At 45.4% G+C, this 18,244-nt stretch carries 14 protein-coding genes; all 14 read left to right on the top strand.

What is annotated here, in order from left to right; genetic code table 11:
* The first annotated feature begins 4 nt into the window (after positions 1-4).
* The 14 genes from DXD68_RS09630 (at position 5) to DXD68_RS09695 (ending at position 18,241) form a co-directional block, all read left to right on the top strand.
* Positions 5-1,168 (top strand): xylose operon transcription regulator XylR, encoded by a 1,164-nt coding sequence (locus tag DXD68_RS09630; protein WP_122361424.1) that lies wholly within the window; start codon positions 5-7, stop codon positions 1,166-1,168.
* A 122-nt stretch (positions 1,169-1,290) separates the two neighbouring features.
* The gene (gene nagA / locus DXD68_RS09635) at positions 1,291-2,508 is read left to right on the top strand and encodes an N-acetylglucosamine-6-phosphate deacetylase (protein ID WP_122361425.1); all 1,218 of its coding nucleotides are present in this window, start codon (positions 1,291-1,293) and stop codon (positions 2,506-2,508) included.
* A 93-nt stretch (positions 2,509-2,601) separates the two neighbouring features.
* Positions 2,602-3,942: a Gfo/Idh/MocA family protein gene (locus DXD68_RS09640; RefSeq protein WP_122361426.1), complete on the top strand. Its 1,341-nt coding sequence runs from the start codon at positions 2,602-2,604 to the stop codon at positions 3,940-3,942.
* 11 nt (positions 3,943-3,953) lie between these two features.
* Positions 3,954-5,270: a sugar MFS transporter gene (locus tag DXD68_RS09645; RefSeq protein WP_122361427.1), complete on the top strand. Its 1,317-nt coding sequence runs from the start codon at positions 3,954-3,956 to the stop codon at positions 5,268-5,270.
* 17 nt (positions 5,271-5,287) lie between these two features.
* Positions 5,288-6,079 carry a 6-phosphogluconolactonase gene (locus DXD68_RS09650; RefSeq protein WP_122361428.1) on the top strand — a complete coding sequence of 264 codons (792 nt, stop codon included), beginning with the start codon at positions 5,288-5,290 and terminating at the stop codon, positions 6,077-6,079.
* Between the two features lie 11 nt (positions 6,080-6,090).
* Positions 6,091-7,086, top strand: a complete 996-nt coding sequence (locus tag DXD68_RS09655) for a Gfo/Idh/MocA family protein (protein WP_046145994.1) — start codon at positions 6,091-6,093, stop codon at positions 7,084-7,086.
* A 30-nt stretch (positions 7,087-7,116) separates the two neighbouring features.
* Positions 7,117-10,287, top strand: a complete 3,171-nt coding sequence (locus DXD68_RS09660) for a SusC/RagA family TonB-linked outer membrane protein (protein ID WP_233577072.1) — start codon at positions 7,117-7,119, stop codon at positions 10,285-10,287.
* A 27-nt stretch (positions 10,288-10,314) separates the two neighbouring features.
* Positions 10,315-12,165, top strand: coding sequence for a RagB/SusD family nutrient uptake outer membrane protein (locus DXD68_RS09665; protein WP_199715607.1), 1,851 nt, complete (start codon positions 10,315-10,317; stop codon positions 12,163-12,165).
* Between the two features lie 27 nt (positions 12,166-12,192).
* Complete coding sequence (locus DXD68_RS09670) at positions 12,193-13,773, top strand: family 20 glycosylhydrolase (RefSeq protein WP_233577074.1); 1,581 nt, start codon at positions 12,193-12,195, stop codon at positions 13,771-13,773.
* A gap of 10 nt (positions 13,774-13,783) precedes the next feature.
* Entirely contained in the window at positions 13,784-15,151 is a 1,368-nt protein-coding gene (locus DXD68_RS09675; RefSeq protein WP_122361429.1) for a Gfo/Idh/MocA family protein, read from the top strand.
* A gap of 294 nt (positions 15,152-15,445) precedes the next feature.
* A complete protein-coding gene (locus DXD68_RS09680) occupies positions 15,446-16,237 on the top strand; it encodes an O-methyltransferase (protein ID WP_122361430.1) in 792 nt (263 codons plus the stop codon).
* Positions 16,238-16,284: 47 nt separating this feature from the next.
* Positions 16,285-16,848 carry a cob(I)yrinic acid a,c-diamide adenosyltransferase gene (locus tag DXD68_RS09685; protein WP_122361431.1) on the top strand — a complete coding sequence of 188 codons (564 nt, stop codon included), beginning with the start codon at positions 16,285-16,287 and terminating at the stop codon, positions 16,846-16,848.
* Between the two features lie 73 nt (positions 16,849-16,921).
* A complete protein-coding gene (locus tag DXD68_RS09690) occupies positions 16,922-17,143 on the top strand; it encodes a DUF2795 domain-containing protein (protein ID WP_005633363.1) in 222 nt (73 codons plus the stop codon).
* Positions 17,144-17,296: 153 nt separating this feature from the next.
* Complete coding sequence (locus DXD68_RS09695; protein WP_122361432.1) at positions 17,297-18,241, top strand: type IX secretion system membrane protein PorP/SprF; 945 nt, start codon at positions 17,297-17,299, stop codon at positions 18,239-18,241.
* The last annotated feature ends 3 nt before the right edge of the window (positions 18,242-18,244 follow it).

Consider the following 18,244-nt stretch of genomic DNA (forward strand, 5'->3'; position numbering starts at 1 on the left):
CAATATGATAAAAATACTTCTGTTAACCGATTTTTCCAGTGGCTACAGCCGGTCGCTTCTGGAAAATGTCGTTAGATATGCAAGGGAAGTCGGTCCATGGGCCTTTTATCGAATGCCCTTGTATTTCCGGGAACTTTATGGCGACGAAGGAGTTGTGGAATGGGCGAAAAAATGGGGAGCGGACGCAATCATCGCCCAGTTCTCGGATATAGACCTATCTGTTTTAAACCAGTTAAATATACCGATCATCGTTCAAAATTACAAAGAACGAAGCTCCGGTATTTCCAATCTGACGGGTGACTATTTCGGGACAGGTGTCATCGCTGCTAATTTTTTCCTGCATAAAGGCTATAAGTCATTTGCTTACTATGGTCTGACAGATACAGTGTGGGGACGTGAACGTGGCGAAGGCTTCAAAAAGATCGTCAGCAACAAGGGGTATGAGGTTTATGAATTTAATAACCGGAAACGGGTACCCAGTGAAAAATGGAGTTTTGATGTCGAACAAGTAAGCAGATGGTTACTAAGCCTACCTAAGCCGATAGCCCTTTTTGCCTGTGACGACTATTATGCCCTACAAATCACCGAAGTCTGCAAGATGTATGATATCAGCATTCCCGAAGAAATCGCAGTGTTGGGTGTAGACAATGATAAATTATTATGTAATATCTCCGATCCTCAACTATCGTCCATTGAACTGGATATAGAAAATGGCGGTTATGAAGCAGGAAAACTACTTCATCAGTTTATAGAAAAGAAGATCATTGCACCGGTCGATATTATAATAAAACCTGTACGGATCGTCCCCCGTGCCTCTACGGAACGTTTTGCCGTATCCGACAGACATATAGAACAACTACTGCAATACATCGACAATAATTATCAGAATCCTTTATCAGTCGATGAACTGACTCAAATAATACCTTTCTCAAGACGAGTGTTGGAAAAGAAATTTAAACGAGAAACCGGAACGTCCGTATACCAATACCTTCTGGATCTCCGCATAGAGAAATTCGCCGACCTGCTGATCACTACCGACCTGCCGCTGATCGAGGCTGCAACCCGGTCAGGCTTCACTGACTACAAAAATATTTCCCGTATCTTTACCAAAGCAAAAGAAATGACTCCTCTCCAATATCGGAAACGATTCACCCCTAAAAACAAATAAAACAAAGTCGACCCTTTATGAAGAAGCGTTCGTTTTTTGAGGTTTTTATTTCGCAATCGGTACCATGTGAGCTTATTTTTTATGCTTACTTTGTGTTGTTTGAACATTAAAACAGCACTATTATGAATGCAATATCATCATCAAACAGTAGAAAAGAGGTTAAGACAATCATCACTAACGGGAAATTGATCCTTTCGAGCGGAATCCTCGATAATGGTTATATCATTATCGAAAACGGTAAAATAACCGATATAGGGCAAGGTCAACCTCCATATAACGAGGCTAGTGAAGTCATCGATGCCAAACAACAGTATGTTTCCCCCGGTTTTATCGATCTGCACACCCACGGAGCCGGAGGCGCTGACTTTATGGACGGAACAGTAGAAGCTTATCTGACTGTGGCTAACACACATGCACGTTACGGTACAACCGCTTTATTACCCACTACACTGACTTGCCCCGATGAAGAGCTTTTTCATACGTTTGAAGTCTTCCGTGAAGCACGGAAACAGAATAAAACCGGAGCAAAGTTCCTGGGTCTCCATCTGGAAGGACCTTATTTTTCTTATAACCAGCGGGGAGCACAAGATCCGGCAAACCTAAAAACTCCAACACCGGAACATTATACCAAGATATTGAATGCCACAGACGAGATTGTACGCTGGAGCATAGCTCCGGAACTGGACGGTGCTATGGAATTAGGTCAATTACTCTGTGAGAAACAAATAATTCCTTCCGTCGGGCATACAGACGCAATCTGTGAGGAAGTGATGGAAGCTCATAAATCCGGGTATTCCCTGATGACCCATCTTTATTCAGGAATGCAAACCGTTACCCGTCGTAACGCCCTCCGCTATGCAGGAGCCGTAGAAGCCGCATTCCTGATAGACGACATGGATGTCGAGATCATTGCAGACGGTATCCACCTTCCTAAAAGCCTGCTTCAACTCATTCACAAATTCAAAGGAACCGACAGGATCGCCCTGATAACTGATTCCATGCGCGGAGCAGGAATGCCTGAAGGTCAATACAAGCTGGGAAGCCTGAAAGAAGGACAAACCGTAATAGTAGAAGACGGCGTTGCCAAACTTCCTGACAGGAGTGCTTTCGCAGGCAGTGTAGCAACAGCCGACCGCCTTATCCGGACGATGGTGCAGCTTGCCGGAATCCCCTTAACGGATGCTGTAAAAATGATGACAGCCACGCCCGCCCGTATCCTGCATATGGATGACAGAATGGGTTCCCTTGAGACAGGAAAAGAGGCAGATATCCTGTTGTTCGACGATCAGATAAAGATAACACGCACTCTCATAAACGGAAATACAGTTTATCAAATTTGACGTATTTTGAGGATTCTGTTTCGGCAAGTGGGTAAAAATGAATAATTCATCTCCCTAAATTTGTCATATTGAGATTTACTAAAATTAAGCAATATGACAACAAGACGCAATTTCATAAAAAGAGCAGTAACCGGAACAGCTATGCTATCATTCGGTGGCGTGTTGCCGGAATTCAGTGCGAAAAGCTATGCGAACATAGTAGGAGCGAACGACCGGATTCAGATAGGATGTATAGGAGTGAATTCCCGTGGAGCCGCTTTGGCAAGGAATTTTGCCAAACAGGAGAACTGCATCATAAAACACATTTGCGATGTCGACTCCAGAGCTTTAAACAAATGTATTGCAGAAGTTTCCAAAATCAGCAATACAACTCCGAAAGGATATAAGGATTTACGTCTGTTGCTTGAAAAGAAAGATCTGGATGCAGTAGTGATAGCCACTCCCGACCACTGGCATGCTCCGGCAGCCTTACTGGCGATGAAGGCAGACAAGCACGTTTATCTTGAAAAACCATGTAGCCATTCACCGGAAGAAGGCGAAATACTGGTTCGTGCAGCACAAAAATACAATAAGGTAGTCCAAATGGGAAACCAGCGCCGTTCATGGCCTAATGTTGTGGAAGCTATCAACGAGATTAAAGCAGGAACCATAGGAAATGTCTTTTTCGGAAAATCATGGTACACGAACAACCGGGCACCCATCGGAACCGGGAAAAAAGCCTCCGTCCCTGACTGGCTTGACTGGGAGCTATGGCAAGGACCTGCTCCACGTACCGCTTACAAAGATAATGTCATCCATTATAACTGGCACTGGTTCTGGCAATGGGGTACCGGAGAAGCTCTGAATAACGGCACACACATGATCGATCTGTTACGGTGGGGCATGGAACTCGATTATCCGACTAACGTACAATCGACCGGAGGACGTTACTATTACCAGGATGACTGGGAAGCACCCGATACACAGGTTATCAACCTGGACTTTGGCGGAAAGAAATCAATGATATGGGAGGGGCATTCCTGTAATTCTTTCAAAATAGAGGGGAACTCAGTCGGTGCACTTTTCTACGGGGAAAAAGCCAATCTATTGATAGGAGGCGGAAACCATTATAAAATCATGGATCATAAAAACCAGGTTCTCCGCGAAGTAGAAAGTAAAATACAGACTGACCCACGTAACCGAATGGATCCGGCACAGCAACTGGATGCCATCCATATCCAGAACTTTTTTAATGCGATCAAAAAAGGAGAGCAACTTAATGCCGGGATAGAATCCGGACATATAAGCACGCTTCTCGTACAACTGGGAAACATCGCCCAACGTTCAGGAGAAAGACTGGAAACCGATCCTGAAAACGGGCATATCAAAAACAAGCTGATAGCAGATAAATACTGGTCGAGAAACTATCAGGAAGGCTGGGAAATGAAATTATAAATACAGTTTATATGTCAGAGAACAATCACACAACAGAAAAGCAAAATGTCATAATCGGAATCGCCATCATCGGTGTCGTATTCTTTATTATCGGCTTTGTATCATGGGTCAATTCTATATTGATTCCTTATTTCAGGATAGCTTGTGAATTAACGAACTACCAATCGTATTTTGTTACGTTCGCCTTCTATATAGCCTATCTGGTCATGTCGGTCCCAGTAGCCTATTTACTGAAAAAAACCGGTTATAAAAAAGGAATGATGTACGGATTCTTCTGCCTGGCAGCAGGCGCATTGCTTTTTATTCCGGCAGCATTGAACAGGACTTACTGGATTTTTCTAACCGGTCTGTTTACTATGGGAACCGGATTGTCGGTCCTTCAGGCGGCAGCCAATCCTTATATCACTATTATAGGTCCCATTGAAACAGCTGCCCGTCGTATCAGCATAATGGGGGTATGTAACAAATTCGCCGGTATAGTCTCTCCTATCATATTTGCAGCAGTCGTACTAGGCAAAAGCCAGGATATCCTGGAATCCGTAGAATCAGGACTGTTGAGCGGGATAGCCAAGGAGGCAGCCCTCAATGAACTGATACGTGGAGTCATACTTCCCTACAGCATACTCAGTCTCTTACTCCTGTTTATCGGTCTATTCATCTATAAATCGAAACTACCCGATATCAACCCGGAAGAAGAGAATGAAGAGTTGGCGACCGCCAACTGCAATAAGACCTCTGTTTTCCAGTTTCCTTATCTGATACTTGGAGTATTGGCATTATTCCTACATGTCGGAACACAAGTCGTAGCCATAGATACGATCATCAGCTATGCAGGTTCCATGGGAGTCGGCCTGCTGGATGCCAAGTTCTTCCCATCCTACACACTCGGAGCAACTATATTGGGTTACCTGTTGGGAATAGTTTTGATCCCCAGATATATTTCACAAAAAAATGCATTGATAGTCTGTACAGTATTAGGATTGCTCCTCTCTTTTGGAGTTATTTTCGCTCATACGAACATTTCCTTGTTAGGTCATAATGCTGGTTTATCCATTTGGTTCCTGGCTTCCCTGGGACTCCCCAACTCACTGATTTATGCAGGTATATGGCCTCATGCTATACGTAATCTGGGACGTTTCACCAAAATAGGTTCATCCATGTTGGTCATGGCCCTCTGCGGGAATGCGATCCTTCCGCTTGTCTATGGCAAACTGGCAGATACAACATCCCTGCAAACCGGCTACTGGGTATTAATACCTTGCTATATATATCTGATCTGGTACGCCGTCTTCGGATACCGCATTATGAACTGGTCATTAAAGAAATAAATAAAAACAAAAGTAAAATGATACACTTTAAAAACAACAAGCTTACTGTACAGGTATTCACTGACAGGCAATCTATGGGAACGAACGCTGCATCGGATGTCGCACAAACGATCCGTGAGTTATTACGAAACAAAGACGAAATCAATATGATCTTTGCAGCCGCTCCTTCCCAAAATGATTTCCTGGCAGAACTTATTGCCGACAGCACGATCGAATGGAACCGGATCAATGCCTTTCATATGGATGAATATATCGGCTTAGAGCCGGATGCCCCGCAAGGATTCGGAAATTTCCTGGGAGAACATATATTCAGAAAAGTTGACTTCAAACAGGTCTACTACATACAAATGACAAAAGACCATTTCGAACAGGAATGCGAGCGCTATACCCGGTTACTTTCCGAAAGAACAATCGATATTATCTGCATGGGAATAGGCGAGAACGGACATATCGCTTTCAACGATCCCCATGTAGCCGATTTCAACGACAAAGCCTGGATGAAAGTGGTCGACCTTGCTCCTCAATGCAGGCTACAACAAGTGCACGACGGCTGTTTTCCATCACTTAACGAAGTTCCTCATCAGGCATTCACGCTCACCATCCCTGTCCTGATGTCGGCTACATATACTTTTTGCATAGTCCCGGCTACAACAAAGGCACAGGCTATCTACAACACACTGTACGCTCCGATAAGTGAAAAATATCCATCTACGATTTTACGCAATAAAGAAAATGCCCGGCTATATCTGGATATGGACAGCGCATCCCTTTTACCAGAGAAATACAGGATAATAAATAATAACTCCTAAAAGATAATCCTATGAAACGAAATGTACTATTACTACTTGTTTTCCAATTGCTCACAGCTTTCGGACTCCAGGCACAGGAGACTATCAGGCTGGGCATTATCGGGTTAGACACCTCCCACTCCGAGGCTTTTATTAAGTTGATCAACGGAGAGAACCAGGCACCCGATTACGTCGGTTTTAAGATAGTAGCCGCTTATCCCTACGGATCGCAAACGATCGAATCCAGCTACAACCGCATACCTAAATATACGGAGACAGCTAAAAGTCATGGAATACAAATAACCTCATCCATAGCAGAACTACTAAAACAGGTAGACTGTGTCTTACTGGAAACAAACGACGGGACCTTACATCCCGAACAGGCAACAGAAGTCATAAAAAGCGGTAAATCGTTGTTCATAGACAAGCCTGTAGCCGCCCGTCTTTCCGATGTTCTGGCAATCTACAAACTGGCGGAAGAAAAACAAGTGCCCATATTCTCCTCTTCGGCACTACGTTTCTCTCCACGAAATTCAGAACTGAGAAACGGAAACGGCCCGGAAGGAAAGGTTGTCGGAGCAGACTGCTATTCACCCTGTACAAACGAACCTTCACATGCGGGATTCTTTTGGTACGGGATCCATGGAGTAGAAATATTATACACCCTGATGGGAGCAGGATGCCAATCCGTCACATGTACTTCCAATGAAGGTTCCGATGTCGCTGTAGGTGTTTGGGAAGATGGTCGCATAGGGACTTTTCGAGGACTAAGGAACAGTTCTCATTCCTATGGCGGTACGGTCATTTGTGAAAAGAAAGTTGTTCCTGCCGGAGGATACGAAGGGTATGAAGGACTATTAAAATCGATCCTCACATTTTTCCGGACAGGCAAAGCCCCCGTCAGCCCGTCAGAAACGATAGAGATATACACATTCATGGAAACAGCCAATGAAAGTATACGGCAAGGCGGCAAACCGGTAAATACAAAAGATATTTATAATAAAGCATTATCCCTGGTGAAAAATTAGGAAGTTTATTAATCTTAAAAGTACGATGGTATGAAAAAAATCAACAATGGAAAAAGACTGGCATTCGATCTATTACTTATGGCCTTCCTGCTTATGACCATAGTACCAGTTTTTGCAGCAGAGACAAATAACATTCCTTCTGCCACTCAACAAAAACAAGCAGTCACAGGTATCGTCACCGACAACAAAGGAGAAGTGATACCCGGTGTAAATGTAATGGAAAAAGGGACTACCAACGGAGTTATAACGGACGTTAACGGTCATTACACCATAACCGTTACAAATGAAAATGCAGTATTGGCATTCTCCTTTATCGGGTACGTAACGAAGGAAGTCCCTGTAAAAAGGCAAAAGACACTCAACATCAGCCTGGCAGAAGAGATCCTGAATCTGGAAGAGGTTGTCGTGGTTGGATACGGTGTACAAAAGAAAAGAGACCTGACAGGTGCCGTGACCCAGGTAAAAGCGACTTCACTGGAAAAAGAACGTCCCGCTACCGTTCAGGATATCCTTAGGGCAAACGTTGCCGGCTTGAATATCGGACTCGATAACTCAGCGAAAGGCGGCGGTAGCATGGAGATTCGCGGAAAACGTTCGATCAAAGCCAGCAACGAACCCTTATTGGTGGTAGACGGTATTATTTACTACGGAAGCCTCGATGAAATCAATCCGAACGATATCGCCCAAATCGACGTATTGAAAGATGCCAGCTCGGCAGCCGTTTATGGTGCCAAATCTGCAGCCGGAGTCGTGCTGATCACAACGAAAAAAGGATCGGCTGAAAAACCTACCGTCCAATTCAATGCCAGCGTCGGCATCTCCACCCTCGCGAAGAAGATGGATGTTTACAACCCACAGGAATACCTTGCATGGCGTGAAGATGTGCAGGAAAGTATCTTCGAAGATCATAAACCGGGAGAATTTTCAGACCCCAACAACCTTCCGGCAGGTGTAACCCTGGAAGACTGGATCTCCTATCGTCCCACTACCGGCAACTACACCTATGACTGGCTCGTCCGCCTGGGACTGTTCGAACCGGAGCTTGACAACTATTTTGCCGGAAGAACATTCGACTGGTATGATGAAACATATCAGAAAGCATTCCGACAAGATTATAATGTCAACATTTCAGGAAAGAAAGATAAAGTCAGTTATTACTGGTCATTGGGTTACCTGAACAATGAAGGTATTGTTATCGGTGATAAATACAAATCTTATAGAAGCCGGCTGAAACTGGACTTCGATGTAACCTCTTGGCTGTCAGCCGGTGTCAATGTACAATATTCTTATCGCGACCAGGGAGCTATCCCACGCAGTGTGAACCAGATATGGGCAAATACTCCCTATTCCACTCCGACAGATCTGGACGGTAACCCGATGCTGTATCCGACAGGTATAGACAATGCCAGTTCCATTAACTCGGCTTATAACGATTCATTCATAGACCGTTCGGCGATACGCAATTCCTTCACCGGAAGCATGTATGCCAAAATAAAACTGCCGTTCGGTATTTCTTATCAGGTAAATTTCTCTCCCCGCCTGTTACTGTACAACTACAGGAACCACCGCTCTTCACAACATCCTGTATGGAAATCATTCGGCGGAGATGCGGAGCGAAGAAGTGAAATGTCCTACAACTGGCAGGTGGATAACCTGATCCGTTGGGAACATACATTTGCCCAAAAACACCAGGTAGAAGTGACCTTGTTACAGAATGCTGAAGAAAACCAATCCTGGCAGGAAATACAGACTACTCAGCAATTTGCCCCCAGCGACATACTGGGTTATCACAGAATGCAGGCAGGTACGGTACCGGCAATCTCCAGCAACGACACCAGAAATACCGGCGATGCCCTGATGGGACGCTTGTTCTACTCGTTCGACAAAAAATATATGCTTACAGCATCCGTCAGACGGGACGGTTATTCGGCATTCGGCGTATCCAATCCGCATGCGACTTTTCCTTCTGTTGCTCTCGGATGGGTATTTTCAGAAGAACCGTTCTTCAAATTCCCCGCAATGGACTTCGGTAAACTGCGTGTATCCTGGGGACAAAACGGAAACAGGGATATCGGTATGTACGCAGCTTTAGCTGAAATGAAAACGGACCAGTACATTTATCAGACCCTGAATGGTAATATAGACCTCTCCAACTCCGTATACGTAAGCACAATGGCAAACAAAGACCTGAAATGGGAAACAACCAGTTCCTTTAACTTCGGTCTTGATTTCGGATTCCTCGACAGCCGCATTTCCGGTAATATCGACGTGTACAAAATGGTTACTTCCGACCTGTTGATCAACCGCAGCCTCACGGAAACAATCGGTTTCGGTGAAGTTATGGCCAACCTGGGCGAAGTTCAGAATACAGGTTTTGAACTTTCCCTGAGGACCTTGAATATCGATGCAAAGAACTTCCAGTGGAATACCACATTTAATTTCTCTTTAAACCGTAACAAAGTAAACCATCTGTACGGCGATTATGAAAATGTACTTGACGACAACGGAAATGTCATCGGACGGAAAGAGATGGACGATATCAAGAACGAATGGTTCATCGGAAAGGATATCAGTTCCATCTGGACATACAACGTTATCGGTGTATGGCAGGAAAATGAAGCCGAACAGGCTGCTGAATATGGTCTTCGACCAGGAGATATGAAGATCAAGGATGTGGACGGCAATAAAATCTATGATAACAACGATAAGGAGTTTATCGGATACAAAACACCGCGTTTCCGCTGGACCCTTCGCAACGAATTCACCTTGTTTAAAAACTGGAACCTGTCCTTTATGCTTTATTCTTATTGGGGACATAAAGCGCCTTACCAGCGTGCAAAGCATTTCGAAGCCGGTACACTGACAAAGACCAACTATTTCAAGATCCCTTACTGGACTGCGGAAAATCCGACCAACGAGTATGCCCGCTTATATTCGGATGACAAGAATATCGGAGCGAACTTCTATCGTTCCCTGTCATTCATCCGGCTGGATAATATATCCATAGGCTATACCGTACCTAAATCATTCCTGAACAAATTCAAAATAGAGGGAATGAACATCTACGGAACGATCAAGAATGTAGGTTGCTGGGCTCCGGACTGGGAATATTATGACCCGGAAGCATACAACGCCGACAGCCCCAATACCGTAAGCAGTACCAATCGCACCTATACACTGGGTGTCAATGTAACATTCTAATGTCTAACTAAATAATACTATTCAGTCATGAAAAAAATAATATATGCTATCCTGACAACAATGCTCCTGGCAACAGGTTGTAGCGAATCCTGGTTAGATCCGGATCCATTGTCTTTCTACTCTCCGGGAAATACCTTGATCGATAAAGAAGGAATGTTGAGTTCCGTTACGGCATGCGACCGTTTACTGCGGGAAGAGTTCGTAGGACAACATTCTCCCATACTGACCGCTATGATCTTTTCAGAGCAATGCGTTTTGGGAACGACTGATATCTCCGGTCCCGCCCAGAACCTGAATGAAAAGATCCTGCCGACAGCAAATAATAACTGGGACCAGACAAACCGTATGTACTGGTACTGGACCAACGATTATCTCGGCATACGTTACGCCAATACCGTAATAACCCGAATAGACGATGCGACATACGAATCCGAAAGCGAACGAAACAATATCCTGGGTATGGCATTATGGCACAGAGCCTTCCGCTACTACCAGCTTTGTATGTTATTCAATGATATTCCCGCCATCTTCACAGAGGTGGAAACTCCCGTTACCAACTTATGTTCGGTGGAACGCGATGGTATCCTGAAGAAGATCAAATCGGATATGGAATTTGCAGTTCAATGGGTTGCGGAAGATAATAGCAGAGGACGCATCTCCAAAGGAGCCTGCTATCATCTGCTAGCCAAAATCTGCCTGACCCTCGGAGATTTTGATGAAGCCATAAAAGCAACCAATGCCGTTATCGACGGAGGACGTTACAGTTTAATGACTAATCGTTTCGGCGTTGACGTTACTGACAACACCAAAAATGTACTTTGGGATTTGCACCGCCCGCTGAATAAAAACAGCACGGAAAACAAAGAAGTCCTACTGGCAACACTGGACCGATATGAATACCAGACAGCAAAATCATCCCAAAAGACACTGGCTATGCGTAACTTTCTCCCGTTTTGGGCCAACACGACCAATCGTATCCAAACTCCCGACGGCAAACCGGGTATGTCCGACAAACGCCTGAAAGAGCCGGAACTGGATTATAATGGTATTTACGGACGAGGCATCGGACGTTGCCGCCTGACATGGTACAGCTCCAATGCCGTCTGGGACGACAGCAACGACCTGCGCCATACCCCCGGAAACTGGATGAAAATGACAGATCTTGTCTATAACAATCCGGACCTGAAAGGTACACCGTACTACCATCAGCCAATACGCTTGTGGAGCGACGACGGACAATTATTATGTATCGACACCTTGAGGAACTGGGGAGAATGGGCACATTATAAACTCTACATCGAAGAACCCGATGCCGCCACAGCAGCCCAGTACAACGGCGGCTATTCGGATATGTATGTCATGCGCCTGGCAGAGACTTATTTATTGCGTGCCGAAGCCTACCTCTGGAAAGACGATCCGGCTTCAGCAGCGCGTGACATCAATATCGTTCGTGCCCGTGCCGGTGCAGCACCGCTAAATCCGGGAGAAGTAAATATGGAAACCTTACTGGACGAACGCACACGTGAACTTTTATATGAGGAAAACAGGAAAATAGAACTGACCCGTATTGCACTGTTGTATGCAAGAACCGGCAAATCAGATTACAAAGGTCGGAGCTATAGTATGTCTACATTGTCACAAAATAACTATTTTTACGACCGGATCATGGACAGAGGTAATTTCTACAATAAAGGAGTGAAGGCACTGAACGGCGCTGAATTTAAAATGAGCCCTTATCATATCTGGTGGCCGGTACCACAGAATGATATCGACGGAAACTCATCCGGACGTATCAACCAGAATCCCGGATATACAGGTGCCGAACTAAACATAACTCCATTGGCAGAAGTTCCCGAATCCGGTTTATCTACCATGTAAACACATGACTAACAAATAAATATAAATATGAAAAATACATTCATTAAGTCTATACGCAGCTTGAAGACCATAGGTATACTCTTCCTGGCATTCTTCCTGCTATGTCCGTCTGTTTATTCATCGCCTTTGGCGATGAATAAACATGATTTTGCCATCAAAGGATTTCACATCGACCTCCGTTGCGAGGTAATGACAATGCCCGCCCTCAAGAACTTCGCGAAGGAACTGGCTGAATTCGGAATCAATACGATCATTATGGAATGGGAAGGTTCTTATCCTTATGATAAGCATGCCACCATCTCCAACAAATATGCCTATTCCCGCGAAGAGGTCCGGTCATTCGTCTCTTATTGTTCAACGCTCGGCATCGACGTCATTCCCTTACAGAACTGCTTCGGACATGCCGAATACATTCTCCGCCACGACCGGTATGCTCATTTGAAAGAGGACAGGAAAGAAGTTTCCCAGGTTTGTCCCATGAAGATAGACGAATGCAAAGAAGTATTCACGGAAGTCTTCAAAGAAATGGCAGAGCTGCATCCCTCCCGTTATTTCCATATCGGAGGAGATGAGACTTATCTACTGGGCAGTTGTAAAGCCTGTGCAGAGAAAGTCCGGAAAGAAGGTAAATCGAAATTATTCGTCGATTACGTGAAAGCCATGTGCGAGATCGTTGAATCGATGGGTAAGCAACCCGTCTTATGGGCGGATATTATCCTGAAATATCCGGAAGCATTGCATGAATTGCCTAAAGACATCATCTATGTGGACTGGAATTATGGATGGGATCGCGACCATTTCGGAAATATGGATAACCTGTTCAATGCCGGAGTCACCTTTTGGGGAGCACCTTCCATACGCAGCCACCCCGACAACATCTATCTGACCCAGTGGGAAAAGCATTTCAATAACCAAAAGACATTCATTCCTTACGCCCGTAAAGCCGGTTATCAGGGAGTGGTTATGACATCCTGGTCCACATCGGGCACTTACGGATTCAGCTACGACACCAATTGGGAAGTCATCGGGATGTTTCCTGTCAGATATGTATATCCGCTTTCGGGCTTCCGCATATTAGTTGCCGCCTATGGAGAGTCTCTCAAAAATGAAGAACCGATCGACCCGCAAGCCTTCGTCGTGAAATATGGACAGGAACGTTTTGGCTTCACTCCGGAAGAAAGTAAACGAATGTGGCAGATATTAAAAAGTCCGCAGGAAACGATCGTCAGAGGAAAAGACCCGAAAGGTACATCCGTGAAAGAGGTAAAAGCAGAAGCCATCGCCCTACAAAAACAACTGGCTTCCCTAAAACCGAAGAATAACATACCAGAGTTTGAACATCTGCGCTTAATGTTCGACCTGCGCGTACAATACCTGACATTCAAAGAGATAGAAAACAGATACGAATCCAGCCGGTTTGAACGGAACCAGGCGGAAACATTTATCAAAGAGCTCGAACCTCTTATCATCGAGGCCCGAAAACTGGATAAACGTTTCCTTACCCTGAACAAAGGCTTTCTCCATGATGAAGAAATTGCCGAGATAAACCGTACACGCAACGATAAACTGAACACGATGTACGAGACGCTGATTAAAATGACCCATTAAATCCTTTCTTATGGAACCAGAAGAGAAACTGACCAGACGCAACTTTTTATCCGGCGTAGCCACTATCGGTTTAAGTAGTACGCTCGGTTCCGGTCTGCTATTTACCTCTTGCTCAGAAAAGGGGAAGCAGGTGCCGTTACACCCTGTCGAAGAACTCTATATACCCGAACTACCGGACAAAGCGATCGACGGGAAACCAATCAAGGCAGCTTTGATCGGATGCGGCGGAAGAGGCATAGGAGCAGCTTTCAACTTTCTCGATGCAGGAAACGACCTGTATATCGTTGCACTGGCCGATCTCTTTCCGGATAAACTGGAAGCCGGGAGACAACGGCTGAAGGATGGGAAAAACGTCCGTATCCCGGATGAGATGTGCTTTACCGGTTTCGATGCCTATCGAAAAGTGTGTGAACTACCGATAGATCTTGTGCTGATCGCATCCCCCAACTGCTTCCATCCCGGGCACATGAAATATGCGATTGAAAAGGGAAAACACGTATTCGTTGAAAAACCGGCAGCCATCGATCCGGCAGGTTACCGTACGTTCGTAGCCGCGGCAAGACAAGCGGTGAATACAGGTATCAACATCCTGCCCGGTACGCAATACCATTTCGACCGGCCGTTTGTCGCCTCTTACCAAAAGGTACAGGAAGGACTTATCGGTTCTATTATATCGGGATACGCCTATTATCATACAGGACGTGACCAATATATCGTTCGCCGTCCGGAATGGACCGATATGGAATATATGATCCGCGGACATTTCAACTGGAACTGGGTGAACGGCGACCAAATCAGCAATATGCTGGTCCACTGGATAGATGTTTTCAACTGGTTCACGCAACTCAAACCGGTTAATGTCATTGCCTATGGTTCCAGGATTCGTAAGAATATAGGCAATGTATACGACAATTTCAGCATGCACTTCGAATATGAGAACGGAGTAATGCTGGAAGGAATGGTCCGGAGGATAGACGGCTGTGACAATGGTGCCGGAATCGTCATTCAAGGGGAAAAAGGCTCGTGGCACAGCAGCGACTTCTCCATCCGTAACAGGAAAGGGGAAACAATCTGGCAATACGATGCAGAAGCAGCCAAGTCGAAATTCAAAGTACACGACATGTATACGCTTGAACACATCATGCTGGTCGATCATATCCGGAAAGGGACAGTACTGAATATAGCCGAAACGGCTGCCACATCTGCCTTAACCGCCGTCATGGCACGGGAATCGGCCTATACGGGAAAAAGATACACATGGCAGCAAATCTCATCGTCTCCTCTGAACATGTTACCGGAACAAATGGCATTGATCAATGTAGACTTGAAGCAATTCGGCGTAGTTCTCCCCGGTACTGCCTTTATTGCGGATGACTAACAGGGTATCACGGTATGGAATACCGGACATCCTGTTGTCTGGTTGCCGGTGAAAGTTGTTGCCGACAGTGTCGGCAACAGATTACTTGCCTTAAAAAACAAGCAAACAATTAGTGTACCCCAGTCTCCCCGTCTTTACTCAGCACGATATTCCTTGCTACATACGATTCGTTTCCTGCCGCATCCGTACAATACACCATGAAATGATTTTTGCTTCCGGCATGAATCTGTAGATGCTAATTATTGCCAATAAATAAGAATATCTTACTTTTGTGTGACAAATACAAAAAGAGAAATGCAGATCATACCCAAAGCTAATACCTTACGAAAAAGTGTACTTTTATACCGGGGCATACGTTACCGCCGCGGTTACGGAGTGCACTCGCCTTTCGTCTTCAACCTAATAACAAAGGTGATAGAAGAACGTTGCTCCTATTATAGCTTTTACGATATAGAACTGATCCGAAAGCAGCTGCTTTTCCGCGACGATAGCATAACCTATCCGGACAGACAACAGAAAGGGAAGCTCCGTCGCCGTACGATCGGGGAGATTGTGGAACGCGAGGCGATCAAGCCCAAGCACGGTGCCTTGCTTTTCCGCCTGACGAACTATTTCAAGTCGCAAAACATCCTTCAGCTGGGGCCGTCGATGGGGTTGTCCACCCTCTATCTGACCTCCTATGCCCCCGGATTGAAATGCATCGCCCTTGAAAACATCCCGGAGTTCGCGTCCATCGCCCGGATCGCCTTCGAAAAGGCGGCACATAACCCGATCGACCTGCGCACGGGAAACTATAAAGAGCTGCTTCCCCGCGCACTCGAAGACATGGGGAAAGTCGATTTTGTATTTTTTAATACAATCTATGAACAACAGAACAACGTTTGGTTGTTTAATGAATGTACAAAGCATATCCATAACGATACGATCTTTGTTTTTGAAGGAATCAAGACAAGCCGTAAGATGAGGGAGTTCTGGAAAGAGGTATGCGCCCATCCCGAGGTGACGGTTACGGTCGACCTCTACTCGATGGGGATCGTCTTCTTTAACAGAAAGCTGCACAAGCGTGACTATATAGTCTACTTCTGACGGTAGAGAACAGATAGATGAGTGTTGATAATTAAAAAAAGAAGTATATGAAAAAAAGCCTTATTTATACCGGTGGCGGCGACAAGGGAAAAACATCCCTCGTGGGAGGCCAGCGGGTATCGAAAGCGCACCAGCGCATCGAGAGTTACGGAACGATCGACGAACTGAATTCATTCATCGGCCTGCTTGTCACGTCACTGGATGACCAGGCGGACATCGATTTCCTCTCTTTTATACAGCATAAACTGTTCACCATCGGCTCTTACCTGGCTACCGACCAGGAGACAACCGAACTGAAAATAGAAAGCAAGGTCACTCCCGAAAGCATTGCACACATCGAACGTGAAATCGACCGGCTGGACAGCGAACTGCCCCCGATGAAAAATTTCATCCTGCCCGGCGGTACCCGTTCCGCTTCGCTGGCACATGTCTGCCGTACCGTCTGCCGCCGCGCAGAACGTCAGATATACCGCCTCGCCGAAACAAATCCGGTGGAAGAGCCTGTACTTATTTTTGTAAACAGACTCTCTGATTATCTGTTTGTTTTGGCCCGCAAGGAATGTATAAAGAATAATGGCAAAGAAATTATTTGGGATTATACTTGCAACTAAGAAATATTGTTTTATTTTTGCGGAAAATTTGAGAACCTGACTGCCCTCGGGTGGTTGTTAATACTAGATGACTATGTATTGGACATTAGAGTTAGCTTCGAAGCTGGAAGACGCGCCCTGGCCTGCAACCAAGGATGAATTGATTGACTATGCACAACGTTCTGGTGCGCCGTTAGAAGTAATTGAGAATTTGCAGGAAATGGAAGATGAAGGTGAGATTTACGAATGCATGGAAGATATCTGGCCTGACTATCCAAGTAAAGAAGACTTCTTCTTCAACGAAGAGGAATATTGATGTGCTTTAACACAAAGTATTGAAATATAGGCGAGGTAGTGGGCTTGCGAAGTCCCCTGCCTCGTTTGTTTTTTTGCGGGAAATACAATTTATGTACTTTTGCCGCGTTATTGTAGGGGTGAAACTTCTTTCACCTTGTTAGTTATAGTTTAGATGAAGAGAGTCTTCCTGTTTATTATCGCATTGATTACCTGCACGATGAACGTGCGGGCCCAGGACGATGTGCAGTTAAGCCAGTACTTCCTGGGGTTGGGATATTACAACCCCGCCTATGCAGGAACGACGGGAGACCTGAACATGCTCGGCCTCTTCCGCCAGCAATGGATCGGCATGCCCCATGCGGGTACGTCTTTCTTTGTGATCGCCGATATGCCCCTGAAACTGGGCAGCACCAACCACGGTATCGGACTGGTGGTCAACTCGGAAAGCATCGGATTGTTCCAGAACACCAAAGTAGCCTTCCAGTATGCCTATAAACAGAAATTATTCGGCGGTACGCTAAGTGTCGGTCTGCAGGGAGGTATTTTCAATAAGAGCTTCGACGGGACAAAAGTATATATTCCCGAAAGCGACTACCACCAGCAGGAGGACCCCTCCATTCCGCGCACCTCCGTACAGGCAATGGCTCTCGATGTGAATGCCGGTATTTACTATACCCACAAGCATTTCTACCTCGGGTTTGCGGCAACCCATATCACCGCCCCGGAAATGCAATTCGAAGAAAATGCTTATACTTTTCTTTCTACAGGATTAAATTTGACAGGCGGATACAATATTCAGCTCAGGAACCCGTTGTATGAATTACAGCCTTCTGTTTTCTTGAAGACAGACATGCAAAGCTTCCAGGCGGATATCACCGCACGGATGGTATATAATAAAATGTTTAACGGAGGTCTTTCCTGGCGTATAAACGAGTCGGTAGTAGTATTATTGGGAGCCACATTCGGTCGATTTCAGGTTGGATATGCTTACGATTTCCCTACCACCGCCATGCTGAAAGGGAGTTCCGGTAGCCACGAGGTGTTGGTGCGCTACCAGTTGAAGTTGAAGAAGACGAAAACAGGAAAGAACAGACATAAAAGTGTACGTATATTATAGTAT

This window comes from Parabacteroides sp. TM07-1AC (genome assembly GCF_003480915.1).
GTDB classification, from domain to species: Bacteria; Bacteroidota; Bacteroidia; order Bacteroidales; family Tannerellaceae; genus Parabacteroides; species Parabacteroides chongii.

Bases quoted from the DNA above. Each gene is read 5' to 3' on its own strand.
- DXD68_RS09660 (WP_233577072.1), top strand. From the start codon at position 7,117: ATGAAAAAAATCAACAATGGAAAAAGACTGGCATTCGATCTATTACTT.
- DXD68_RS09690 (WP_005633363.1), top strand. From the start codon at position 16,922: ATGTATTGGACATTAGAGTTAGCTTCGAAGCTGGAAGACGCGCCCTGG.
- DXD68_RS09645 (WP_122361427.1), top strand. From the start codon at position 3,954: ATGTCAGAGAACAATCACACAACAGAAAAGCAAAATGTCATAATCGGA.
- DXD68_RS09655 (WP_046145994.1), top strand. From the start codon at position 6,091: ATGAAACGAAATGTACTATTACTACTTGTTTTCCAATTGCTCACAGCT.
- DXD68_RS09650 (WP_122361428.1), top strand. From the start codon at position 5,288: ATGATACACTTTAAAAACAACAAGCTTACTGTACAGGTATTCACTGAC.
- DXD68_RS09670 (WP_233577074.1), top strand. From the start codon at position 12,193: ATGAAAAATACATTCATTAAGTCTATACGCAGCTTGAAGACCATAGGT.
- DXD68_RS09680 (WP_122361430.1), top strand. From the start codon at position 15,446: ATGCAGATCATACCCAAAGCTAATACCTTACGAAAAAGTGTACTTTTA.
- DXD68_RS09695 (WP_122361432.1), top strand. From the start codon at position 17,297: ATGAAGAGAGTCTTCCTGTTTATTATCGCATTGATTACCTGCACGATG.
- DXD68_RS09685 (WP_122361431.1), top strand. From the start codon at position 16,285: ATGAAAAAAAGCCTTATTTATACCGGTGGCGGCGACAAGGGAAAAACA.
- DXD68_RS09675 (WP_122361429.1), top strand. From the start codon at position 13,784: ATGGAACCAGAAGAGAAACTGACCAGACGCAACTTTTTATCCGGCGTA.
- DXD68_RS09630 (WP_122361424.1), top strand. From the start codon at position 5: ATGATAAAAATACTTCTGTTAACCGATTTTTCCAGTGGCTACAGCCGG.
- DXD68_RS09640 (WP_122361426.1), top strand. From the start codon at position 2,602: ATGACAACAAGACGCAATTTCATAAAAAGAGCAGTAACCGGAACAGCT.
- nagA (WP_122361425.1), top strand. From the start codon at position 1,291: ATGAATGCAATATCATCATCAAACAGTAGAAAAGAGGTTAAGACAATC.
- DXD68_RS09665 (WP_199715607.1), top strand. From the start codon at position 10,315: ATGAAAAAAATAATATATGCTATCCTGACAACAATGCTCCTGGCAACA.